Annotated in this window: 23 protein-coding genes and 1 tRNA gene; 13 read left to right on the forward strand and 11 right to left on the reverse strand. The window is 58.0% G+C overall.

Features of this window, described 5'->3' with window-relative positions; translation table 11 throughout:
- The first annotated feature begins 104 nt into the window (after window positions 1–104).
- Window positions 105–1535: a DNA methyltransferase gene (locus GSQ80_RS13165; protein WP_158788061.1), complete on the forward strand. Its 1431-nt coding sequence runs from the start codon at window positions 105–107 to the stop codon at window positions 1533–1535.
- Window positions 1532–1990 carry a DUF5681 domain-containing protein gene (locus tag GSQ80_RS13170; RefSeq protein ID WP_158788062.1) on the forward strand — a complete coding sequence of 153 codons (459 nt, stop codon included), beginning with the start codon at window positions 1532–1534 and terminating at the stop codon, window positions 1988–1990. Before GSQ80_RS13165 ends, GSQ80_RS13170 begins: the two co-directional genes overlap by 4 nt.
- A gap of 117 nt (window positions 1991–2107) precedes the next feature.
- Here GSQ80_RS13170 and GSQ80_RS13175 read toward each other — a convergent pair whose 3' ends face one another.
- Both GSQ80_RS13175 and GSQ80_RS13180 read right to left on the reverse strand, forming a co-directional pair.
- Entirely contained in the window at window positions 2108–3769 is a 1662-nt protein-coding gene (locus GSQ80_RS13175; protein WP_158788063.1) for a recombinase family protein, read from the reverse strand.
- Window positions 3766–4173, reverse strand: a complete 408-nt coding sequence (locus GSQ80_RS13180) for a DUF2924 domain-containing protein (protein ID WP_158788064.1) — start codon at window positions 4171–4173, stop codon at window positions 3766–3768. Before GSQ80_RS13180 ends, GSQ80_RS13175 begins: the two co-directional genes overlap by 4 nt.
- Before the next feature lie 234 nt (window positions 4174–4407).
- On the opposite strand from GSQ80_RS13180, the gene GSQ80_RS13185 reads away from it, so the two are divergent.
- Window positions 4408–4587: a hypothetical protein gene (locus GSQ80_RS13185; protein WP_254059622.1), complete on the forward strand. Its 180-nt coding sequence runs from the start codon at window positions 4408–4410 to the stop codon at window positions 4585–4587.
- Between the two features lie 215 nt (window positions 4588–4802).
- Here GSQ80_RS13185 and GSQ80_RS13190 read toward each other — a convergent pair whose 3' ends face one another.
- Window positions 4803–5714 carry a hypothetical protein gene (locus tag GSQ80_RS13190; protein WP_158788065.1) on the reverse strand — a complete coding sequence of 304 codons (912 nt, stop codon included), beginning with the start codon at window positions 5712–5714 and terminating at the stop codon, window positions 4803–4805.
- A 1153-nt stretch (window positions 5715–6867) separates the two neighbouring features.
- Between GSQ80_RS13190 and GSQ80_RS13195 the strand changes: the two genes are divergently transcribed.
- Window positions 6868–7701, forward strand: a complete 834-nt coding sequence (locus GSQ80_RS13195; protein WP_158788066.1) for a TIGR03435 family protein — start codon at window positions 6868–6870, stop codon at window positions 7699–7701.
- A 160-nt stretch (window positions 7702–7861) separates the two neighbouring features.
- Here GSQ80_RS13195 and GSQ80_RS13200 read toward each other — a convergent pair whose 3' ends face one another.
- The 4 genes from GSQ80_RS13200 to GSQ80_RS13215 form a co-directional block, all read right to left on the reverse strand.
- The gene (locus GSQ80_RS13200; RefSeq protein ID WP_158788067.1) at window positions 7862–8554 is read right to left on the reverse strand and encodes a potassium channel family protein; all 693 of its coding nucleotides are present in this window, start codon (window positions 8552–8554) and stop codon (window positions 7862–7864) included.
- Window positions 8555–9085: 531 nt separating this feature from the next.
- Window positions 9086–9162 (reverse strand) — tRNA-Glu (locus GSQ80_RS13205).
- A 109-nt stretch (window positions 9163–9271) separates the two neighbouring features.
- On the reverse strand, window positions 9272–9592 hold the full coding sequence (locus tag GSQ80_RS13210; protein WP_254059623.1) for a DUF507 family protein: 321 nt from the start codon (window positions 9590–9592) through the stop codon (window positions 9272–9274).
- Window positions 9589–9867, reverse strand: coding sequence for a DUF507 family protein (locus GSQ80_RS13215; protein ID WP_158788068.1), 279 nt, complete (start codon window positions 9865–9867; stop codon window positions 9589–9591). Before GSQ80_RS13215 ends, GSQ80_RS13210 begins: the two co-directional genes overlap by 4 nt.
- Window positions 9868–9915: 48 nt before the next feature.
- Between GSQ80_RS13215 and GSQ80_RS13220 the strand changes: the two genes are divergently transcribed.
- The 9 genes from GSQ80_RS13220 to GSQ80_RS13260 all read left to right on the forward strand — a co-directional run bounded on the left by GSQ80_RS13220 (window position 9916) and on the right by GSQ80_RS13260 (window position 18928).
- Window positions 9916–10278, forward strand: a complete 363-nt coding sequence (locus tag GSQ80_RS13220; protein ID WP_158788069.1) for a hypothetical protein — start codon at window positions 9916–9918, stop codon at window positions 10276–10278.
- 40 nt (window positions 10279–10318) lie between these two features.
- Window positions 10319–10780, forward strand: a complete 462-nt coding sequence (locus GSQ80_RS13225) for a hypothetical protein (protein WP_158788070.1) — start codon at window positions 10319–10321, stop codon at window positions 10778–10780.
- A 58-nt stretch (window positions 10781–10838) separates the two neighbouring features.
- On the forward strand, window positions 10839–12668 hold the full coding sequence (recJ, locus tag GSQ80_RS13230; RefSeq protein ID WP_158788071.1) for a single-stranded-DNA-specific exonuclease RecJ: 1830 nt from the start codon (window positions 10839–10841) through the stop codon (window positions 12666–12668).
- 157 nt (window positions 12669–12825) lie between these two features.
- Entirely contained in the window at window positions 12826–14001 is a 1176-nt protein-coding gene (locus GSQ80_RS13235; RefSeq protein WP_158788072.1) for an efflux RND transporter periplasmic adaptor subunit, read from the forward strand.
- A gap of 11 nt (window positions 14002–14012) precedes the next feature.
- On the forward strand, window positions 14013–15053 hold the full coding sequence (locus GSQ80_RS13240; protein ID WP_254059624.1) for a lipopolysaccharide assembly protein LapB: 1041 nt from the start codon (window positions 14013–14015) through the stop codon (window positions 15051–15053).
- Window positions 15054–15081: 28 nt separating this feature from the next.
- The gene (locus tag GSQ80_RS13245; RefSeq protein WP_158788073.1) at window positions 15082–16446 is read left to right on the forward strand and encodes a TolC family protein; all 1365 of its coding nucleotides are present in this window, start codon (window positions 15082–15084) and stop codon (window positions 16444–16446) included.
- A gap of 116 nt (window positions 16447–16562) precedes the next feature.
- A complete protein-coding gene (hpnJ, locus tag GSQ80_RS13250) occupies window positions 16563–18041 on the forward strand; it encodes a hopanoid biosynthesis associated radical SAM protein HpnJ (protein WP_158788074.1) in 1479 nt (492 codons plus the stop codon).
- Window positions 18042–18113: 72 nt separating this feature from the next.
- Window positions 18114–18542 (forward strand): DMT family transporter, encoded by a 429-nt coding sequence (locus tag GSQ80_RS13255; protein ID WP_158788075.1) that lies wholly within the window; start codon window positions 18114–18116, stop codon window positions 18540–18542.
- Entirely contained in the window at window positions 18539–18928 is a 390-nt protein-coding gene (locus GSQ80_RS13260; protein ID WP_158788076.1) for an EamA family transporter, read from the forward strand. The genes GSQ80_RS13255 and GSQ80_RS13260 overlap by 4 nt, the downstream gene beginning before the upstream one ends.
- Here the strand turns inward: GSQ80_RS13260 and hpnE are convergent.
- From hpnE to GSQ80_RS13280, 4 genes are read right to left on the reverse strand one after another with little or no spacing between them, the layout of a single operon-like run.
- The gene (gene hpnE / locus GSQ80_RS13265; RefSeq protein ID WP_158788077.1) at window positions 18925–20358 is read right to left on the reverse strand and encodes a hydroxysqualene dehydroxylase HpnE; all 1434 of its coding nucleotides are present in this window, start codon (window positions 20356–20358) and stop codon (window positions 18925–18927) included. The two genes, GSQ80_RS13260 and hpnE, sit on opposite strands and share 4 nt — an antisense overlap.
- Complete coding sequence (locus tag GSQ80_RS13270) at window positions 20355–21311, reverse strand: phytoene/squalene synthase family protein (protein WP_158788078.1); 957 nt, start codon at window positions 21309–21311, stop codon at window positions 20355–20357. The genes hpnE and GSQ80_RS13270 overlap by 4 nt, the downstream gene beginning before the upstream one ends.
- On the reverse strand, window positions 21308–22300 hold the full coding sequence (gene hpnC, locus GSQ80_RS13275) for a squalene synthase HpnC (RefSeq protein ID WP_158788079.1): 993 nt from the start codon (window positions 22298–22300) through the stop codon (window positions 21308–21310). Before hpnC ends, GSQ80_RS13270 begins: the two co-directional genes overlap by 4 nt.
- Complete coding sequence (locus tag GSQ80_RS13280) at window positions 22297–23415, reverse strand: zinc-binding dehydrogenase (protein WP_158788706.1); 1119 nt, start codon at window positions 23413–23415, stop codon at window positions 22297–22299. The genes hpnC and GSQ80_RS13280 overlap by 4 nt, the downstream gene beginning before the upstream one ends.
- Window positions 23416–23522 lie beyond the last annotated feature (107 nt).

The following is a 23522-nucleotide window of genomic DNA, read 5'->3' on the forward strand; positions in this document are numbered from 1 at the left end:
GCACGGAGTGATCCTCAACTCCAAATCTCGTGGCACAATTAATTTCACAATCTACGTGTCACCAGCATTGCCTCGCCCCCCTGAACTTGGCACTCAAGGGGGGCATGTCATTTCAGTTATGGGGCGTGTTTGTGGCAGCCAATGCTTCAACTCTTTCGATCAGTCAGGGACTGCTTACTTCACTTAAGCTGAACCCTAAGAACCCCCGCGTTCATAGCAACAAACAAATCCGTCAAATTGCGCAAAGCATTGAAGCTTTTGGGTTCAATGTGCCGATTTTAGTGGACAAGAATCTCAACGTAATCGCTGGCCATGGGCGTGTGCTGGCTGCACGCTCGCTTGAGTTGAATCACGTCCCGATAATTCACCTTGAGCATTTGAACGAACATCAACAACGAGCGTTCCTGCTTGCAGATAATAGGCTGTGCGAGAACGCCAGGTGGGACGACCGACTGCTAGGGGAACAGTTGCAGATTCTTGCCGAGGCAGAACTCGACTTCAGTCTGGATGTAATCGGATTCGAGACATCAGAAATCGATCTTCTGATCGACGGCCTATCGTCAGCGAGCGCGAACGATTCCGATCCAGCGGACGATATTCCCGAGCCCCAAGGGCCAACCGTCACTCACCCTGGAGACGTATGGCAACTCGGTCGGCACCGAATAGCTTGCGCGGATAGCCTCCGAATAGAAAGCTACCAGCTCATGGAAGGAAAACTGGCTCGGGCGGTCATCGCTGATCCTCCCTATAATGTCCAAATTGATGGTCATGCGAGTGGCCTGGGCAAGGTCCGCCATCGAGACTTTGCGATGGCTTCGGGAGAGATGTCATCCGCGGAGTTTACCGATTTCCTAAGCAAAGCGATGAAAGCGGCTGTGGCAAACAGTATCAGTGGCGCTATCAACTTCTACTTCATGGACTGGCGCCACATCAGCGAGATTCTTGCCGCGGGCAAAGAGGCGTACCCATGTCTATTGAATTTATGTGTCTGGACCAAAGACAACGCAGGTATGGGTAGCTTTTACAGGAGCGGACACGAATTGATCTTCGTGTTCAAAAACGGAAATGGAAAGCATCAAAATAACGTTCAACTGGGCCAGTTTGGAAGGAACCGCACGAACGTCTGGAGTTATGCAGGCGCGAATTCGTTCTCTCGATCGAATTCCGAAGGCAACCTTCTTGCCCTACATCCTACAGTGAAGCCCGTCGCGCTCGTGTCTGATGCCATTATGGACTGCACGTCTCGTGGAGACATTATTCTCGACCCATTCCTCGGTAGCGGGACGACCATTATTGCGGCAGAACGGACTCGACGAATTTGCTGCGGGATCGAACTCGATCCGCGATATGTCGATACTGCCATTCGACGGTGGCAAAGATTTACAGGCCAGTCTGCAGTCTGCGCGGGTAGTGGCGAGTTTTTCGATGCCCGGCAGGAGAACAGGATGGTTTGCAGCGGCAATGAACCGGACGATCTAAATGTCGAACAAGTGAGATCGACCAATAAAAGCCTGACTCCAGGAGGGCAACAATGAAATCCGGGGACACACGGAACTACAAAGTTGGCTATGGTAAGCCGCCAACGGCGTCTCAATTCCAAAAAGGTGTATCGGGCAATCCCAAGGGGAGGCCTAAGAACCAATCGACGTTTGACTCGATCCTAAAAAAAGAGGTTAATTCGCAGATCTTAGTTACCGAAAACGGCAAGCGCAAACGCATCTCGAAAATGCAGGCGGTTGCCAAGGTGCTAGTCAACAATGCCGTGAAGGGCGGTCGATCGGACCTAAAAATGCTCATCGCGAGACTCTCGCTATGGGAGAATGAAATCCCGACTGAAACTAGCGGTTCAACTTTTCGTGACGGATTGGAGGCGAATGTGAAGGAGTTCGAGATCCCTAAAACGCGAGAAGAGGTAGAGCGCCGGATCGCAGAGCTTCTCTCTAAACCGAGTTCGAAGATCGTAAAGATCGATTCAGAGGAAACGGAATAAAAGAATTGCTTGGCGAAATGTGACGAGTGCTTTTCCGTAGTCAGTAAAAGGGAGCGAGGAGCCTTCTCTTCAGGCGTTCGAGCGCTAGCACAAAGCTTAGAAGCTGACGCACGTCGCTTAATGGAGAAGGCGCTGCTTCTCCCATTCCATCGAGAGATTGGTCGTTAGCTGCGCGACCGTAAGCAACGGGGAATGGTCCCCTCTGAGGACTGCCTCCGCCCATTGAGGAGATAACGTCACAAGCCGCAGGAGCCGCGCAGTATAGTGTCGTTCCATGCCGGCACGCCGGGCCAGCTCGCGCATAGTCCTGATTTCACCATTGACGATCCACTTGTACCACGTTCTGGCCAGGGTTACGGCCTTGACCAGCGAAGGCAGTGCATCTTGATTAGGCTGCTCGTCGCTGGTAAGAATCAACCGAACCTCGCTGCCTCTCCGGGCGAATTGGAACGGTTCTCGAATCTCGACCAGCCCCGAGACCTCGGAGTTGGCCTCCCGACCAAGAAACTCTCGACCAATGGCGCCCCGGTCTATTTCGATGAGCAACTCGGAGGGCATCACCACAATCCGGGCTCGCGTCAACCCGACGACCTCGTCCTTCTGCCTTACCGTGCCATCAATCAACAAGGCCGCGCGGTGACGAGCCGCGGAGATCAACAGCTTCATATCTCGTACGTCGAGCCCAGGAAACTGATCTGCAACCCGTATGGGGTCGGCCAGGAAAGAGCTGATTGAAAACAACACTCGGGTCTCGATTTCGACCGCCGGGAGGCATCTGATGGGGGCCGAGTACCCTTTGTCCCTCAGCATGTAGTAAAAGTAGCGTCGCCCATTCTTATTTGCATGGGTCGGCGTGTAGATCTTTCCATCCGCCGTCGTAAGCCTGCCCTGCAGCATGCGACCCGATGCAAGATTATGTTTTGTTTTGCGAGACACCCGATTCTCTTTCAGGAGATTCGCAGATCGATCCCACGTCTTAACATCAACGATCGGTTCGTGCTTGCCCGGGTACAGCACCCCTTTATGGATTGTCTTGCCGATGTACACCGTATTGTTGAGCAGGTGATAGAGGGTTCCTCGAGAGAGTACGGAGCCACCAAACTGTCGTCCAGTCGAGCTGGTCCTCCGTTTGCTTCGGATCTCGGATCCCTTCAAGTTCTCCTGCAACGCAGTCACACTTCGCAGTTCGAGATACAAAGCGAAGATCTTTCGCACCACCTCCGCTTCTTTTGGATTGACGACCAACTGATGATTGGCCAAGTCATAGCCCAGCGGAACGAGCCCTCCCATCCACATGCCTTTCTTCTTGGAGGCAGCCACCTTATCCCGGATCCGCTCCCCAGTGACCTCCCTCTCGAACTGAGCAAACGAGAGCAGAACGTTGAGGGTGAGCCGCCCCATCGAGGAGGTGGTATTGAACTGCTGGGTAACGGAAACGAAGCTGACGCCCTTGCTGTCGAAGGACTCCACAATCCGAGCGAAGTCGGAGAGCGACCGCGTCAAGCGATCTACCTTATAGACAACAACTGTATCGACCTTTCCCGCAGAGATATCGGTCAAGAGTTTCTTTAGCCCGGGCCGTTCCATGTTCCCACCAGAAAAACCGCCATCATCATAGTGGGCGGAGATCATCTGCCAACCCTCATGCTTCTGGCTCAGGACAAAGGCCTCACAGGCCTCCCGCTGCGCATGCAAAGAGTTGAAGGACTGGTCAAGACCCTCTTCTGAAGACTTGCGGGTATAGATGGCGCAGCGGGTGGGCTTACCGGATGGGATCACTTCCTTCTCCGAGTTGATTTCGTTCCGAAAAAGGCTGGACCGGACCACTTTGTTCCCGTGATATGAGTTGCAATTGAGGAAAGGCTTTTGTAGGCCATTCTGTCGTACTCATAGCCATCCTTGGTTACCGCCACCTCGTGGAGCTTGCCCCTCCATTCCCGCACGATGCGGGTGCCTGCTTTCAGCCGTTTGGAATCATTGGCCCGGGCTTGAGGCAGGTTTCTGGAAGATAGGTCATGGGCCTTCTCTTGGATACGGAAGGCCAGCACCGGCCGCATCAGTTCCCTTCGAAGCCCAGGAATCGGAGAATTTCCGAATTGCTCCTCCCAAAGTTCCGCTAACTGTGAGCGCGTCATTCCGGATAGTTGTTCAATAAGATTGCTGATCGTGATTTGATCGCCCATGCTGCCGGACCTCTCTCCGACATAGATAGTGACGCTCTGCGCGCGCGCACAGTCAAGTCAAAACGTAGTTTCACCTGTCGGAGCAGGCCTCCGGGCGGAATACTGGATACATGCAATTTCTGGCTCACGTAGCGCTTGTAGCCCCACAAACGGCCGTCCGCAAACCCGAAGTTGCCGAAAACGCGGGCGGTCTCAACGGGTCGATGCAACACTATCTGATTTGGAGGTGGTGTTGTGAGACAAGGGAGACGGTATGGGCTTTCTGCGGAGCAGAAGGCTGAGATATGGCAGCGTTGGAAGGTGGGCGAGTCATTGCATGAGATTGGTCGCGCGTTCGGCAAGGAGCATGGCTCGATCCACTTTCTGTTATCGCAGCACGGCGGGATCGCTCCGGCAGTCCTCCGCGCCATCTAAGCTCGGACAACGTCAGGTCACTATCGGGCCGGCTGTTGAGTGCTGGCCTTGACCTTCGCACGGTACAGGCGAGGATGAGGCACAGTGACATAAACCTCACCTATGAGGTACCTGCGGTCGCAAGAGGAAGCAGATACACAGGCAAGATCGATGCTATCCAGTGGACAGCATTAATCTGACACTTGACACCTATCTAGAGTTCAAACGGTCACCTGCTACAGAGGGGGATTTCTGAAACGGTCGAGAAATGAATGAGGGGGAACGTCGCTGGTCCACGAATCGCACGGCTTTTTGGAAATCCAGTGATAGACGTTCTTGTGGGTTTTTGTTCTTGTCACATGCAAGATGACATATGGCGGCCCAATACCTAACGAGTCTTCATGGTGGCCAATGTTTAGAATTTCGAGTATCGCTTGTTGCGGATGGCCGATCACCCATGAGTTCTCTCTGTCGTATTGCACTGGATACGAAAAAATTTGGACCGAGTCCGGGAAGGTCTTCCACTTGCCATCCATCAGAACTTTATGTGGCAGAGTTTGGACAGGAACCCAATTCACCGGTGTGAAAGCCTCATATCGAAACTTGCCATAGTAGGGAGCTGGCAGCGGCTCACTGAAGGGGTCCACAGTCAGAGTGTCAGCGGGAATGGCAATATCATCGTTGGGAACTAAGAGTATCAGCCGATCCATCGCAGGAATAAGGTCGATTGGAACGGGCGTAGGAAATACTGTTCGCTCGACGGTCTGAGCCGTCACATTGGGATCGTTCAATATGTATGCTAGTTCCGTATCAATGTCTCTGACATATTGGGACCTTAGTTTCTGCTCCAAGTCCTCTATGCTGACAGAATCATCGATGAGTTGTTTTAGCTGCGCATCGGTTGAATAGCTCTCACCTGACGCACTTGTGCCAGCTGCCACACCAGCTTTCAATACAAGACCCCATTTGGTGCTATGGACTTTACAAACCGTAGCGACGCGCTTGCCATCAAAGGTTCTCGCGCTGTCTGCGCCGATCCAGTAACCATCTGGTGTGTAGATGATGATGAGCATCGTGGCTCTGGCAGGAACAATCGCGCCCGCGACAACCAGGAGAGTTCTATATACAAAGGCTTTTGAGAATCTCACCGTGCTGGATCTCCTTGCACAACCTTTTCGCCTATGGGTGGCGAGTGCCAATCTACGCCATCACGTGGACGCATCAGAACTCCTGCCGCCCTTCCGATTACTGGTTAGGCGGATGTACGCTCACTACTCCTACAACCTTCGGAACTTCAGAGTTGAAAGAAGTCACCAGTAGGACGAGTCCTTGTCTAGGAGAAAGCGGGTTAGATAAGAGAACTGTGTAATACCTCGAATCCTTTGATACCCAAGCGCCTGCTAGGTCTGCATTTTCGGTCGCGATGAATTGCCCTCTCGGAATCGAGATCCTTGCAGGACCCAATCGGCACGGTTCCGCGCACTCGAACGAGAATGCTGGTAGTTGAAAGACTTTATCGACGCCAATGACGAGTGTTATTGCAGCGATGTCGGGGCCACCTTGCGATAGATGGTACCCATAGGATGTCTCAAGTTCCTGCCTGGATAAGGTGTGCTCTATGTGGTTGGCGCTGGGAAGTGGGGGACCGATTTCTACGTGGGTGCTTTGGTCGCAGTTCACGACACCAGGCGCGCAGTTGTTTTGAATGCCTTGGTTCGGAGCATTGTTGATGATGCCCTGATTCGGTGGGCCAACGGGCATTGACGGAGCTGGTGCGGCTGGTTGAGAGGCGGACGGTGTGACGACACTTCCGTTCTGACGTGGAGTGCCAGTCATTGAGGACCGCAACACAATCTCTTCAGGACCAGTTCGGCGCGGGTTCGCTTCTATCGTGCTGCTTGCAAACCTTTGCCGCAGTTTCACCTCTAAGCAGCCCTCGCACGATCAGGACAAGGAAAGCCACCCCCTCCAACGATAAAAACGTATGGCTCGATTGCGCGCCAGAGCGCATGCCAAATGTTGAGCATGGCACCACGTTAGCAGATCGCTCTCGATGCCACGCATCGCGTTATGCGCTTTCTAAATTCTCGAAAACGGGTTTCGGGAAACTACGGCGAAGTTGCTCAAAATGCGACTTTCGAGGAGCTACTTGACCGCAGACGCGGCCGATTTTGTCGCATTCGACCTTGGACCGCGCTGTTCCTCAGACCTTATCGCCGCCAATCAAGGGTACCTGCTTCCATTCCTGTGTTCTGTGCGTCTTCCAGGAGAAGCAAAAATCCTGACCAAGAAGGTATCTAAATGACGATCACGCGCAAGTCGATGTTGCCCCTGCTAATCACGTGCACGTGCGTCGTCGCTCAAAACGTGGCTGCAAGGAGTCAGGCAAATAGTACCGCATCGACAGCTTCTGACGCTCACTTTGAAGTCGCAACAATAAAGCCAAGCAGCCCCAACAGTAGCAACAGCAGCCCGGGCGCAATGGGTCACCGTGTCACTATGTACGGCACGACGGTATTGTTTCTGATCGGCTTTGCTTACGATCTGCATGATGATCAAATTATCGGATCTCCTTCATGGTCCAGTTCCGAGAAGTTCGACATTGACGCAGTATCAGGCATCCCGGGTGATCCGAGCTTGGACCAAATCAAGATGATGCTTCGTGGCCTACTCGCAGAGCGATTTCAGCTCACGGCACAATCCGAAAATCGGCCTCACGCAGCGTATGCCCTCTCGCTTGCGAAAAATGGTCCGAAGCTAGCCGAGTCCTCGGAGCCCGTAGACTCAAAACCGGGATTGTTTATGCAACCAGGGTTTCCAAAAGTCGCGGCAATGAAAGGAGTAAATCTCTCGATGTCCGATTTTGCGCGGCTTTTACAATCAGGGATCCTGGACAGGCCGGTGGTTGACCATACCGGTTTAGCGGGCAAGTATGACTTTCTACTCAGGTGGACGCCCGATGATTCCCAATTCAGGCAAGTTGGTCTGAGACTTCCACCCCCAAGCGAAAGCTCTGATGCGCCTTCCCTATATACCGCCATACAAGATCAGCTCGGACTGAAGCTCACCGCAGAGAAAGACGCTCTAGTCCCAGTTCTTCTAATTCAGCATCTCTCCAGACCATCACCCAACTAGAGAGTGCTGCCTCTTCGTAGCGGTTCCACTGTACAGCTGGCTTGTTCCTTGAAAACGGTGTTTTCGGAAACTTGGTGATAGCCCGCACTAGCCGAGATAGCCGAACGTGCAGATAATCCGGCATGGTGGGCTCTCACGATCGGAAGGCGGTCATCAGCCATCAGGTATCCACTTTGCCTTCGACACGATAACCCGCAACCAGACGAGAGATCACGACGGCAATGTAAAAGATTCCGATGACGGCTTCAGAAGCGGCAATGTACCGAACGTAATGGTTGACGGGCTCGATGTCCCCATACCCGACGGTGGTAATGGTGGAGAGTGAAAAGTAGAGGTACTCGCTCTGCTGGTTTGCTGGAACGGGGGAGTTGAAGCAATGGGCGATGTGGCGATCGAGTATCCAATAGAGCTGCGAGAACGCCACGGCGATGATGAAGTAGCTGATGATGGCTTCGGAGATGGAGCCGGCAGAGATGCGGGCCTTGCTGTTAAAGCGTGACAAGATTCCCCATACGATCGAGCAGGAGAGCGCCAGACCGATGTAGGGCGAAATGTGCCAGCCTTCCCCCATTCGCATTTGTGCGACATGCGCGAGCACCCAAAGAACAGCAAGAGGATAGATTACCAAGCGAAGAATCCGTCCGCTCGCCATGTAGCTGCAACCTACAAGCAGTGCAGTTTCCAACAGGATGGTTAACGCAAATCCGATATAGGGATGCGAGTCAGCCACAGGTGAGGCGACCAAGAGCGCAAAGAAGAGACACATCAACATCTGTGAGCGGAATTTCAGAAGGAAAGCTCGTGTGCGATTCAAACCACTGCTCCACTGCCCGGCGAGGATTTCGACGGGCATTCCTTTCCTGCTAACCGATTCATCGTGATCGAATCTAAGTATGCCATTGTGCGCTTCGACCGTTCAAATGACATCACAGAGGGTAGATTATGGTCATGGTCTACCACTACGTAAAACCCCGAACGGCAAATCGGGGCGATTTCACAAAATTGCTGGGGAGGTTCCCGCAAAACGGGGTTTTGGGAAACTACGGATCGTTGTGACCTTGGCCGCAGTCAACTACCGATTAATCGCCAATGTTTCCCATAGCCACCAACCCACAGGTCAGAAGGTTGTCTTTCGATGGCCGTCTTCAAATAACTGAAGTTATGGCGTTATGGCTCCGGAGATACGACTCTAACCTACAACTCTGCGGTAAGAAGTTTGAAGTTCTTGGAGGATGCTTTGCGCTCACGCAGAGCGCGGTCCCCACAATGAATTCACGCCGCTCATTGCTAAGACAAAAGTGCCACCAAAGTGCCACCAGAACCAAAAGGGCAAACGAAGGACTCCGCGCGCTTCGAGTCAACTTATTGATTTATAAGAGGATTTTGGTAGCGTTACCGGGGCTCGAACCCGGACTCTTCGCCTTGAGAGGGCGACGTGTTAACCAGTTACACCATAACGCCATGAACGGATGGAGAATCCGCTGCGACTTCGTAAGTATAGCAAAGTTCGGACCCGCAAAGAAGCGGATTTCGGTGCGGTGGTGTGGCGTGACCGACGACAAAAACCGGCCTAGATGCCTAGCTTCTTGACTTCGTCGTTGTAGTACTTGCGGTAGAGGATGTCCCATTCCTGGGAGCCTTCGGGGATGATGCGGCGCTGGGAGGCAATCTTCTGGCGAGCGGCGGCGTCGATCTTCACCTCTTCGAGGAGAAGCTTGGTGAGGGCTTTACGGGCTTCCTGACGGATGGTGTTGCGGTCTTCGAGGAAGTCGACTTCGTCAATCTCGGCGAGGGTGTCGGCGACGGTGTGGGCTAGCTTATTGAGCTTGTCGTCGGAGATGCGGGTGGTGTTGGAAGACTTGATGTCAGGTGCTCCGCGCATGGCACTCATAGGACCGCCTTGTATTTGCGAGCGAGCTCCTGCTTCACTTTTTTGAACATCTCGGGGTAGCTGGCTCCTGTTTTGAGCATGTCGTCCTGGAAGGCTTCGAGGATGACGCGGACTTCGTCGTTGATGCGATCTTCGAGGGCGAGTTCCTCTATGAGGGCGGCAGAGAGTCGTTGATCGACCACGGCCGGCTTATCGGTCTTGATCATCTTTGTCGCCACCAGGTGTTTGCTGGTCTGGCGGGCAAGGTAGCTAACGTAATCTTTCGAGAAAATCATGGGCAAAGATAGGGTAGCACGCAGGTTTCACTTCTTGCGGTGCGGGCAGTGGTCGGTGTTGATGCAGGCGTCGGGAAGGCGAAGGCGCTCGACGGGGCGGCCGTGGAGAAGGTGCTCCTGGACGATCTCTTCGGCGTCGTCAGGATCGGCGAAACCGTACCAGACGGCTTCGGGATAGACGACGAGGACGGGGCCGTGCTCGCACTGATCGAGGCAACCGGCTTCGTTGACGCGGACACGGTGCTTGAGGCCCGCGGCTTTGACGGCATCCTTGAGGGCGCCGCGGAGTCTCTTGCTGTGTTTGTTGCCGCAGCTGGGACGGGAGGCGGAATCGTCGCGCTCGTTGAGGCAGACAAAAACGTGATGTTCGAAGACTGGCATAGGGATTGGATGCACAGGATGGGGGGCTGAGATGCGGCAGGGGTGGGGCTAGCGTGCGAGAATATAGGGTATGGGATTTGATGATTTGACAGCAGTAAAAGATGACATGATTGCGTTCATCGCCGGGCACGGGATGCGGCGGATGAAGAGCTTTGTGCCGGAAGATGTGCCGACGGTTTTGTTCGAGGAAGACGACGTGGACGGGTGGAAGGACTTCGTGGAACATGCGAAGGCCGCCAATGCTCCGTTCATTACGATGAGCGATGTGATTTTGGAGCCGGAGGATGTGTCAACGCTGATCGCGCAGGTGCGGGACCAGGCGTATCCGGATGGGGATTCGGGCGAGCTGGAAGAGGCGCAGAGCCTGATGGGACATGTGGGCAAGACGGGATATCTGCAGCTGGGATTCGCGCAGGGTGGGGTGATCTTTCTGTATGAGACGGCTACGGAGTGGTATGACCTGTTCCAGGAGCTGATGGAGTCGGTGTCGGAGCTGGGACACATTATTGTGGATGACCGGGACGAAGAATAGAGCAGAGTGTAGGGGATAGAGGGTAGAGCGTAGAGAAGACAGAGCAGGCGGCGCTGCGGTGGACGTGAAGCAAGAACGGGTGGACGGTTGGTTGGTGGCGGCGCGGGAGAGTGAGGCGTCGGTGGGGCTGGCGCGGGCCTTGGGGGTTCCAGAGGCGATTGGGCGGCTGCTGATTTGCCGGGGGTTTGACACGGTGGAGGCGGCTGAGGGGTTTCTGCGGCCGGGGCTGGGGCAACTGCATGATCCTTACCTGATGCTGGGGATGACGGCGGCGGTGGCGCGACTACGAGGGGCGCTCGAGAAGCAGGAGCCGGTGCTGATCTATGGGGATTATGACGTGGATGGGACCGTTGCTACGGTTCTGCTGAAGACAGCGATAGAGCGGGCCGGGGTTGCGCTTGGAGTGGTGGCTGATGTGCGATACCACATTCCTCACCGGCTTCGCGAAGGGTACGGGATGCAGGATGCCCGGATTGAGGAGGCGGCGAAAGAGGGGGTGCGGCTGGTCGTGAGCGTCGACACGGGGATACGCGCATTTGCCGAGGCGGAGGCGGCCAAGCGGGTGGGACTGGACTTGATTGTGACTGACCATCATCTGCCGGATGGGGTGCAGGGAGTGCCTGAGGCGCTGGCCGTGCTGAATCCGAATCAGCCGGGAGATGAGTATCCGTATAAGGAGCTGTGCGGGGCGGGCGTGGCGTTCAAGCTGGCGCAGGCGTTGCTGGAGAGTACGGCAGCGGATGAAGAAGGGCGGGCTCGGTTGCGGGAGAAGACGCTTCCCTCTTTTCTGAAGCTGCTGGCGATTGCGACGATTGCGGATGCGGTGCCGCTGACGGGCGAGAATCGGGCGATTGCGTCGCTGGGGCTGGTGGAGTTGCGGAAGCCGTCGCAGGCGGGGCTACGGGCGTTGATGGAGCTGGCGCAGATTGATACGGCTCGGCCGATCTCGGCGACCGATGTGGGATTTCGGCTGGCGCCGCGGATTAATGCGGCGGGGCGGATGGATATTGCTTCGGATGTGGTGGAGATGTTTTTGACGCGGGATGGGGCGGAGGCGCGCGGGCTGGCGGAGAAGCTGCATCGGCTGAATGACGAGCGGAGGGCTAGCGAAGCAGAGGCGCTGAGGGCCATTGAGGCGCAGATTGAGGCTATGGCTGAGGGTGCGCCGGCTTGTTTTGTACTGGACGACGCAGAGATGGGGTCGGCTTGGCATCGCGGGGTGATCGGGATCCTAGCATCACGGGTGGTGGATAAGACGGGGAGACCGGCGCTGGTGATCACGCACGAGGATGGCCTGGCGTATGGGTCGGGACGGTCGGTGAGCGGGTTCCATCTGCTGGATGCGCTGACAGCGGTGGACCGAGAGGGTGAGGAGAGATTGTTTGCGCGGTTTGGGGGGCATGCGCATGCAGTGGGATTCTCGCTGGTTTCAGGACGGGTCGACGAGCTGCGAAAGCGGATTGTGCGGTACGCGACGGAGCGCCAGGATGCGGACGAGGTCGTGGAGGAGCTGGCTTGCGATGCGGCGGTGCGGCTGGGGGATTTGACGGAGGAGTTTCTGGCGGCGGTGGAACAGATGGGGCCATTTGGGATTGGAAATGCGGAGCCGGTGTTCGTTAGTCGCGGGGTAAGGCTTTCGGCAGCGCTGAAGGTGATTAAGGAGCGGCATCTGCGTGTTGCGGTGGAGGACGTCACGGATGGAAAGAGTTTTGGTGGGATGGCCTGGAGCCGGAGGACGGATTGGGCGGCGATGGCGCAGGACGGTGGATGGTCGCGCGGAGACCTAGTGGATCTTGCCTATCGACTGCGCAGGAACTGGCACCCGGCGTATGGGGGATGGGAGCTGGAGATTGTGGGAATCCGACCATCGGTGCCCGGCAGCGTATGACGTAGATGTCATTTGCGTCTGATATTCGAGGCGAGCAAAAGTTTTGATGCGTCGAGAGCATGTGGTGCGTCTTATATACTGACTTTTGCTTATGGCTCAACAAGTTTCGCAACGATCGCGCGGGTGGATATGGCTTCTTGTCGCGTGGGCGGCAGGGATGGCGTTGGTTTTTTATATACGCAGCCAGCATTCCCTGGTGGAGGTAACGGCTGCGCGGGCGGAACCGCAGACGCTTACCCAGACGAAGTCGACGAACGGTCGAGTGGAGCCCCTGGAGAACTTCGACGGTCATGCTCCCCTGCCGGGCGTGGTGGCTAAGGTATACGTCCACCTCGGTCAGGAAGTGCCGATCGGTGGGGCGCTGGTGCGGATGGATGACACGGACGCCCGCAAAGAGCTTGCGACGGCGGAGGCTAGCCTAGCTAGCAGTCGGCTGGCGTTGCAAACAGCAGAACAGGGCGGGACGGCAGCGGAGCGGGTGGCTTCGACGGCAGATATCGACGCGGCCAAGGCGCAGGTGCAGCAGGATACTCGGTCGTTTGCGGCGCTGGAGAAGCTGCAGGCGCAGGGAGCAGCTTCGGCGAACGAGGTGGCGCAGGCGCAGCACCAATTGACGGCTGCGCAGGCGAAGGTGAATGAGTTGCAGGCCGCGAAGGGTGCGCGGTACTCGGCCGACGACCTGCGCGCGCAGAAGGCGATGGTTGCACAGGCGCAAGCGGGAATGGACGCAGCGCAGTCGGCCTATGCGGGGGTAGATATTCATGCGCCATTTGCGGGAACAGTCTATGCCATACCGGTGACGCCGTATCAGTTTGTCCAAGGCGGTGAAACGCTGGTTCAGGTGGCAAACCTGAAGAAGTTGCAGATCAGGGCTTACTTCGACGAGCCGGAGATTGGTCAGTTGAAGGTTGGCCAGCCAGTGTCGATCGCGTGGCAGGCGAAGCCGACTGAGTTTTGGCACGGACATATTGTGGAGGTTCCGACCACGATCATCACTTACGGTGGAACGCGCAACGTGGGAGAGTGCCTGATCAGCGTGGATGATGCTGACGGGGTGTTGTTGCCGAACACGAACGTGACGGTGTCGGTGATGGAGGTGCAGCACGAAAACGTGCTTAGCCTGCCACGCGAGGCGTTGCAGACCAAGGGGTTGAGCAATTCGGTATTCCGCATCGTCGGCGACCGACTGGTCAAGACGCCGGTGACGGTGGGTCTATCGAACAATGAGCGTTTTGAGATCACAGGCGGACTGAACAAGGGCGACCTGGTGGCTCTTGGTGCAGTGACCGAAGAGGAATTGACCGATGGTCTTCGGGTGAAGGTGCATCGCTAAGTGAGATGTCCGTGACGAGATCCATCATCGAGCCTCCGGTCCGCGAGACGATACGGCCAGCCTTGGGTTTGAACCTACTGCTCATAACTTTGCTGCTTGGCGGCGGGGCGACAGATTTGCACGCAGGATCGCGGGTGATGACCGACCGATCGGCGAGTGAACGGGCGGCGGCTGAGCGGGCGTTGATGCAGGGCCAGATCGATGAAGCGGTGGCGAGAGCTCAGCGCCTTGCAGCGGCGGATCCAAAGGATGGACAGGCGTATCTACTGCTTTGCCGCAGCTTCTATGCCGAGGCGCATGCGGAGGAGGCTATCGACGCATGCACAAGAGCGACAGAAATACTTCCCCGCAGTAGCGATGCGCAGGACTGGCTGGGGAGAGCGTATGGGATGAAGGCGGAGCGTGCGGGGCCGATTGCCGGCCTTAGTCTTGCACTGAAGGTAAGGGCGGCGTTTGAGTCGGCGGTGGCGCTAGATCCAGGAAATGGTGATGCGATCAATGATCTGGGAGAGTTCTATATCGATGCGCCGATGATTATCGGTGGTGGCCTGGATAAGTCCGCTGCGTTGGCGAACCAGGCGATGGCGCTACGGCCGCAGCCAGCGCATCGAATTCTTGCCATGACGGCGGAGAAGAAGAAGGACTATGGCACGGCCGAGCGCGAGTTTCGGGCAGCCGTTGCGGTGGCCAACCGAGCGGACGCGTGGAATGATTTGGGTGCGTTCTATCGCCGTCGTGGGGAGTATGACAAGGCGGTGGAAGCGCTGAAGCAAGGGCTTGCAGTCGATCGAGCCAAGGATGCGAGCCTAGTGGATACGGCCAGCCTTCTGGATAGGATGCATCGCGAACCGGAGCTGGCGGAGAAGGCATTGCGGGACTACCTCGGAAGTGGTGTGAAGAGCGACGATGCTCCGGCGATCAAGGTGCATGTGATGCTTGGCAAGCTGCTGCAGAACGAGGGAGATAAGGCGGGCGCTAAGATCGAGTTTGAGACGGCGCTGCAGATGGCGTCGCGCTACGCGCCAGCGAAGCAGGCATTGCAACAACTTTGAGCTGCAGGATTGCGGTTGAGACGCAGGGTTGAGGACCGACGAAATGCGGGTGCGGATGAGATGGGCGATGGGGTGGCTGATACTGACGGCGTTTGCCGCAGGCGCCTCGGCGCAGATATCGCTGGGCACGGCGGTCGATCTCGCACTCAAGAACGATCCGAAGGTAAGGATGTCGGAAGCTGCGGTGGAGAAGGCGGAGGCGGCGCTGGAAGAGACGAAGGATGTTTATGTACCGACGCTGAGCGCGAATGCCGGATATGGACAGGGGTTTGGTGTTCCGACAAGCTTGCCTATAGTGTTCAGCTTGACAAGCCAATCGCTCGTTTTCAGCTTCTCGCAACACGACAACATTCGGGCGGCGGCGGCGGGGCTCGCTGCAGCAAGATTTGCCTTGAAAGACGTGCGGGAGCAGGTAGAAGAGGACGTCGCGGTCACGTATCTGAACCTGGACAGTGACCGGCGAGCACTGGCAGTGATGGCGCAGGAGCATGGCGACGCGTCACGTCTTGTTACGATTGTCGAGGACCGTTTGAATGCCGGCCACGATGACCGGATGGACCTGCTCCAGGCGCAACGCAAAGCGACGCAGATTGAGTTGAACGAACTGAATCTACAGGATGAGATTGCGCAGCTCAGTGATCATCTATCGCGGCTGATCGGTTTGCCAGACGATCGGCTGACGGCGATATCCACTTCAATTCCCGCACTACCGAACGTGCAAGAGGCGGCAGATAACGGGAACGAGACAGATAGCCCTGGGGTGAAGGCGGCTCTGGCCGGCGCGAAGAGCAAGCAAGAGCTGTCCTTCGGAGTGAACCGCTATCTTCTGCGGCCGCAGATGCTTTTCGGTGTGAACTACAGCCGCATCGATACGGGTCAGAACGATTACACCCATTACTATCCGTTCCCTCCGAATGCGAGTCAGAACGCCGTGAGTGTGTACGTTGAGTTCACGATACCGATCTACGACCGCAGGCACCAGGACGAGGCGAACGAGGCTAAGGCCGAAGCCAGTCGCGCGTACTTTGAATCAGAGGCGCAGCGCGATCAATTCCTGGAAGGTCGCAAGAAGCTTCGGCGAAGTGCTGCGGAACTGGAGAAACGTAGCAGGCTCGCAGAGATTGACCAGGATATCGCACAGGAGCAACTAAAGACGGTGCTGGCACAGCTCTCGGCGGACAGTGGGAGCTCGAGCGGGCCACAGCTGACGCCCGAGGACGAACAGAATGCGCGGCTGAAAGAGGGCCAGCAGACGATTGATCTGCTGACTGCGCAGTTTCAGCTAAGCCAGGCGAAGGTGAACCTGCTGCGGCAGACCGGGCAGTTGGAGGAATGGCTGAAGAGTGCGGCGGCAATGTCAGAGACCGCTCCGACAGGCTCTGTAACTCATTGATTGCAATGAAGCACGGCTGATGGATTCGGAACCTCGCGGAGTGCCGCAGACGGAACAACAGATGCTGTTGACTCAACCTTTTTCTGGTAACAAAGTGGTAAACTAAAGGAATTATTATGCCTCTTAAAACGCTTCTTCTGAACCCGCCTTCCTTTGAAAACTTTGACGGTGGCGCCAGCTCGCGCTGGCCCGCAACTCGTGAGATCGAGTCTTACTGGTATCCGGTGTGGCTGGCGTATCCGGCCGGGATGCTGGAGGGGTCCAAGCTACTCGACGCGCCGCCGCACCATGTGAGTGCGGAGGAGACGATCGAGATTGCCAAGGGATACGAGTTCCTGGTGCTGTTTACCTCGACGGTGGGCTGGTCGGGCGACCATGCATTGGCACGCGCGATCAAAAAGGCGAACCCTACGATAAAGATCTGCTTTGTCGGGCCGCCGGTGACGACAGACCCGGACCGCGCTCTGAATGAGTGCGAAGTGCTCGACTTTATCTGCCGCCGCGAGTTCGATTTTTCGGTGGTGGAGTATGCCAATGGCAAGCCTCTGAATGAGATTCTTGGCATCAGCTACAAGGATGCGAGCGGTGTGATTCAGCACAACCCGGATCGTCCGCAGGTGGAAGACCTGGACGCGATGCCGTGGGCGACAAAGATTTACAAGCGGGATATGGACGTAACGAAGTACAACGTGCCGTTCCTGCTGCATCCGTACATCAGCTTGTACTCGACGCGCGGATGCCCGGCGCAGTGCACCTTCTGCCTGTGGCCGCAGACGCTGAGCGGCCATGCGTGGCGCAAGCGCTCCACCGACGATGTCGCGGCGGAGATGGCTTGGGCGAAGGAGAACTTCCCCTTCGTGAAGGAATTCTTCTTTGACGACGATACATTCAATATTCAGCAGGGACGCACGATTGAGCTATGCGAGAAGCTCAAGCCGCTCGGCATCACGTGGTCTTGCACCAGCCGCGTGACAACGAGCCGCGACACGCTGAAGGCGATGAAGGAAGCTGGCTGCCGGCTGCTGATCGTTGGATTTGAGTCTGGCGATCCGCAGATTCTGAAGAACATCAAAAAGGGTGCGACGGTTGAGCGCGCGCGGGAGTTTGTGAAGGATTGCCACGACCTCGGGCTGATCATCCATGCGGACTTTATTCTGGGTCTGCCGGGTGAGACGAAGGAGTCGATCTGGAACACGATCAACTTCGCGAAGCAGTTGGATTGCGAGACGGTCCAGGTGTCGGTTGCACATGCGTATCCGGGCACGGAGTTCTATGACTACGCCAAGCGCAACGACTTCATCACAAACGAAAAGATGGAGGATGGCGGCGGTCATCAGATGGCGCACATCGAGTATCCGGGGCTGCCGACCGAGTACGTGATGGAGATGGTGCACAAGTTCTACGACGAGTATTACTTCCGTCCGAAGGCTGCGTTCCGCGTGGTGTGGAAGGCTGTTGTGAACCGTGATGTACCACGGCTTTATGTCGAGGCGAAGGCGTTCATGAAGCTGCGTTCGCAGCGGAACAAGGCGTCGCGGGCGAAGAAGGAAGCGAATGCGCTGAAAGCTCAGGAGAGCGTCAGCCTGAATGCATAAAGGCTTGAATTTGAGGGCGGCTGGCGAACTCTGCCAGCCGCCTTTCTCTTTGGGGCAAAGGAAGGGATCTGATTGAAACACGTTCTTAAGCCATCTCAGTACGCGATTTTGGTAGCGATTATGCTGTCGGCGTCGATTGGCGATTCGTTTTTGAAGCGCGGAATGGGGCAGGTGGGCGCGGTGAATCTGCATCATCTTGGGCTGCTGTGGCATGCGCTGTTCAATCCGTATGTCGATATCGGGATCGTGTTCCTGATCGGGTTCTTCGCCGCGTATACGACGGCGTTGAGCTGGGCAGACCTGACATTTGTGATGCCCGCAACGGCGTTTGGGCCAGTGGTGATTGCGCTGATCGGGCGGTACTGGCTCCATGAGCAGTTGTCCGTTTCGCGCTGGCTAGGGATTGGGTTGATTGTGTGTGCCGTGGGATTTGTGGCAGGTGGGCCGTCGCGGACCGAACATCCGGAGCTGGACCAGATGGATGCAGGGGCGAGCCGATGACGCTCTCGCCGTTCGTACATCAGTGGAGCGCGATCGCGTTCGTCGCAGCACTGGCAGTTGTGGGTGAGGTGATGATCGCCTCGGGTATGCGGCAGCTTGGAGACCTCGATGACATTCGCGCCACGCGCAATTTGTTGGGGACAATTGCAGCCGTTCTGACGAATGCTCGATTTGTGATTGGCGCACTGTGCATGGCGCTGAACTTCTTCTCGATGTTGTTCGCACTGAGCATCGCGGAGCTGTCCTTGGCAGCCCCGGCGATTGGAGCCCTGACGTATATAGGCAATGCGGTAGCAGCAAAGCTCTTCCTGCGCGAGAGGGTGGATCGGCGGCGGTGGCTGGCGACAATGTGCGTGGTGGTGGGTGTGATCTTGCTGGCGCGCTAACGACTGAAAAGCTTCATGAGGCCGGCGGGGGGTAGGGGCGGCGTGAGGAAGGTGGCGGTATTGCCGGTGGAGCGTGCGATCGCTTCAGCAGCGAGACGGCCACTGCGGACGGCGCCTTCCATGGTGGAGGGCCAACCGGAAAGTGTCCAATCGCCGGCGAGATAGAGGTTGTCCCCGGGCGCGTCGGGGGTGGGACGAAAGCGGTCGAGACCGGGAGTCACGGAGAAGGTGGCGCGGGCCTCCTTGAGGACGCCGGACTTGAGGAGCTTGGCCTCGCGGACGGTTGGGAAGAAGCGAGCGAGCTCGACGAGAGCGAAGGCGAGAATCTGTTCGGAGGTCTGGCGGAGTTCTGAGAACGAGGCGCTGATGACGAGCTCGAGATATTGGCCTTGGGGTGCATCGGCTGTTTCGAGGCGGCGGATGAGGGTTTTGTTGAACATCCACTGGATGCGGGTGTCGAGCAGGGCGGCGTGCTCGAGGTCGGTGACGGGGCGATCGAACCAGAGGTGAACGGTGGTGATCGGGGCGTGGGTGAAGTGGGAGAGCAAAGGCTCGATGCGCTGGCGCGGCGCAGAGGTTTCGGGGAGCGTGGCGAGGAGGCGGGCAGTCTGCTCAAAGGGGAGGGCGAGGAGGAGAGTGGGCGCGTGGTGGCGGTCGCCGTTGGAGGCAGTGACTTGCCAGAGGCCGCTGGGGAGATGGTCGATGCTGTCGATGCTGGTGCGCGCGTGGAGGTTAGTTCCCTGCTGAACGGCCAGGTGAGCGACGGAGGCATAGAAGTCAGAGAGTGGCTGCGAAGGGATGCCGAGGCGGCCACCGGCGGCGGATTTGAGGAAGGACTCGTGGAAGACCTGGCCGGCGTAGCGGGTGGAACAGCGATCGAATGTGTCGTTGAGCGTGCCGACGATGATGGGCTCCCAGAAGTGGCGGATGGCTCGTTCGGTTTGGCGCGTGCGCTGGAGCCAGGCGGAGAAGGGTTGGTCGTCGCCGGTGGGATAGGAGCGGAGGAAGTCGAGGAGGCCGAGGGCGATGCGGAATTTGTCGGCCAGCGAGAGCATGGGTGCGCGGAGGAAGCTAAACGCGGAGTGTCCGGGGGATGGAAGCCAGCCGGGGGCGATGTCGGAGCGGCGGGAGGGGGTGGAACGGGTTGAGGGTTCGAGGAAGGTGATGGTGTCGTACCAGCGGATGTGCTGGCTAGCGCCGGAGAGATTGCAGAGGTCGACTAGGTTTGTGCAGCAGCCGAGGAGAACGTGCTGGGAGTCGATGACTTCGTCGAGGGCGGGGTGCGGGTAGGAGTAGGCGCGGCCGCCGACGAAAGGCTTGCGCTCAAGGAGGGAGACTCTAGCGCCTGCGCCGGAAAGGGCTACCGCTGCAGCGAGGCCGGCAGCGCCTGCGCCGAGAATGAGGACGTCGGGGGTGGGATGTTCGCTCATCCGACGATCCTTGCTTTGAAGGATTGAAGGATGCCGAGGAAGAGGATGGCGAGCTTTTGGGAGGTGGGGACGGAGACGCGCTGCTTGAAGACGGCGGCGGGGTCCTGAGCGATGCGGTCGAGGAGTCGGTGATAGATGCGGACGAGGACGCGCATGGAGGGACGGGCGTCGGCGTCGAGAAGCGGGACGAGTTGGCCGGCGCTGCGATAGAGGGTCTGGGCATGGAGTTCGAGCGCGCGGAGGAGAGCGAGCTCGTGGGTGCCTGGTTGGCTGCCAGCAGCGAGGGCGAGGATACGCTCAGGGGTGACGGCGTATTCGCGGAGCATGTCGGCGGGAAGGTAGATGCGGCCGCGGTCGGCGTCTTCCTTGATGTCGCGAAGGATGTTGGTGAGCTGGAAGGCAATGCCGGTGTCAATGGCAAGTTGATCGGCTCGACGGTCGGTGTAGCCGAAGATGCGAATGCAGACTAGGCCCACGACGGACGCCACGAGATAGCAGTAGTGATTCAATGCGGCGATGCTGTCGTAAATCTGGACTGTGCGAGGGGGGCCGGCAGGACTGGGGATTTCGAGCGTGTGGACGCCTCCGGGCTGGGGCTGGAGGTCGAGGGTGGTGCCGGAGACTAGCTGCTCGAGGAGTTCGTTCGAGATGGCGAAGCGTTGCTGGGTGTCGTTTAGGGCGAGGAAGATGGGGTCGGTGGTGGGGGCGGTGCGGGAGGCGTGCCAGGTTGTGGTCCAGGTGGCCATGGCCTGGCGGCGAGCGTCGAGGGAAAGGGATTCGTCGTCGGCGAGGTCGTCGGCTTTGCGCATGAAAGCGTAGACGGCGCACATGGCGTCGGATTTGTGCTGCGGGAGGACACGGAAGGAGTAGTAGAAGTTTTTGGCTTCGCGCTTGGCGATGGCGCGGCAGGCAGTGTAGGCCGCGAGTAGTTCGGGGGATTGTGCAGCGCTCATGCGGGAGTGTCCTTGTGGGAGGGCTTGAGCGATGCGGAGAGCTTTCCGACGAGCGCGCCAGCGAGGAGACGAAGCTTGGCGGATTTGGTGACTACGGGGCGGGACTGCAGGGTGTTGTACTCCTGGGCAGCGATGGCGTCGAGGATGGCGTAGCCGCCGTTGATGAAGAGTTGCAGGGTGGAAGCGAGGTCGGGAGCGACGAGAGTGGTGATGCGCTGGCCGCGAGTGAGGCGGGCGCGGGCGTCGGCTACGAGGAACTGCATCATGGCGCGGACGTTGGCGTCGAAGTGTCGCGCGATGAGCTGGTCGTCGGTGACGTGGAAGCGCTGCATGGCGTCGGCGGGGATGTAGCGGCGGCCGCGAGCGCGGTCTTCGACGACATCCTGATAGAAATTGGCTAGCTGGAGGCCGGTGCAGATCTCGTCGGATAGCTGCATTAGTTCTTCGGAGTGATAGCCACTGACGAGGAGGACGAGGCGGCCGACGGGGTTGGCGGAGTAGCGCGAGTATTGCTCGAGGGTGGCGAGGGATTCGTGGTGGGTGTAGACCTGGTCCTGCTCGAAGGCGGAGATTAGGTCGTCGAAGGGTTGGATGGGGAGGTTGCGCTGCGCGATGGTGGGTTGCAGGGCGACGAAGACAGGATGACGCGAGAGTTCGGGTTTGGTAAAGCACTGGTGAAGCATGGCGCGCCAGGTGGCGAGGAGGCGCGTGGCAGTGGCCGTATCGGCTACCTCATCCCCTAGATCGTCGGAGGTGCGGCAGAAAGCGTAGACACTGTGGAAGTGAGGGCGGAGCTCGGTGGGAAGAAAGAATGTCGCGACGTGGAAGTTTTCGTAGTGTGTGGTGGTGAGGGTCTTGCACCAGGTTTGGGCTTCTGCGAGCGAGGGACGTGTGGCGGGGGTGAGATAGAGGGGCGGCGCACCAAGGAGGCGGTCGTCCAGGGCCAACGGAGATGCGAGGGTTGGCTCCGTGTTGGCGAAGGCGTTCATGCGTGCTCCTCCCTAGCGGCCTGTGCCATGGGTTCTGAGGCCGCGCTGGGGAAGACTACGGTCTTGATCTCGGGTGCGATGCCGTCGGCAGGGCGCGTGAGCATGCGGCGAAAGACGTTTGGGAGATCTTCGATGGTCGCGGTGCCGGTGAGAAAGTCCTCGGCATGGAAGCGGCCGGTGGCGATGAGATCGAAGGCGCGGCGCGCGGCAGCAGGGGTGTGGTGAAAGCTGGCCTTGAGGGTGAGGTCGGAGTAGTGGATGAGGTTGGTGTCGAGAGACACAGTAGTGCCGCGGGGAGGGCCGCCAAAGAGGTTAACGAGGCCGCCTTTGCGCGCCATCTGCACGGCCCACTGCCAGGCTTCGGGGGTGGCGACGGCTTCGAAAACGATCTCGGCGCCGCGGCCTTCGGGGGTAAGAGCGCGAGCAGCAGCAACGGGGTCGGGGACATCCGAGATGCGAAGGACTTGCTCGGCGCCGAAGTGGCGCGCGGTGGCGACCTGGTCTTTGCGCTTGACGACAGCGATGACGTGGAGGCCGAGGATTGAGGCGGCGTGGATGAAGAGGAGGCCGATGGGGCCGGCGCCGAGGACAATGGCGGTCTGGGTGTCAACGGCGTTGGAATCGGCCGAAAATGAAACGCCCGACTCTTCGAGGCCGCGGACGACGCAGGCGAGTGGTTCGGTAAGGGCGGCATGCTCGAAGGGGATGGCGTCGGGGATGTGAAGGGTGTTCTTCTGGACGATGCGCGCGGGGATACGGATGAACTCGGCGTAGGCGCCGTTGTTGAAGAGGAGGTCGTCGCAGAGGTTTTGCTGGTTGTTGCGACAGAAGAAGCAGGCGTCGCAGGGGGCGGAGTTGAGCGGGATGACGCGGTCGCCGAGGGAGAACGCGGTGACGCCTTCGCCGACCTGGACGACAGTTCCAGCGACCTCGTGACCGAATAGGCGATCGGGGGTCAGCATCCTGGCGTGATAACCACGGCGATAGACCTTGAGGTCTGTGCCGCAGGTAAGGGCGGCGCCAACGCGCAGAACCAGTTCACCGGGACCGGCGGTAGGGACGGGGACATCCTCGATACGGAGGTCTTCCTGGCCGCGAAGGACGGCGGCTCTCATGGTTCGGCATGGGGCCTTGCGGTCATCGATCTGATTTGGAGCTGAGGCCATCCCCCTATTTTCTCATCCCTTGGACTCTGGGACGAAGTGGCGGATCGTGCGACCGG

The organism is Granulicella sp. L46 (assembly GCF_009765785.1).
In the GTDB taxonomy this organism is placed as follows: Bacteria; Acidobacteriota; Terriglobia; order Terriglobales; family Acidobacteriaceae; genus Granulicella.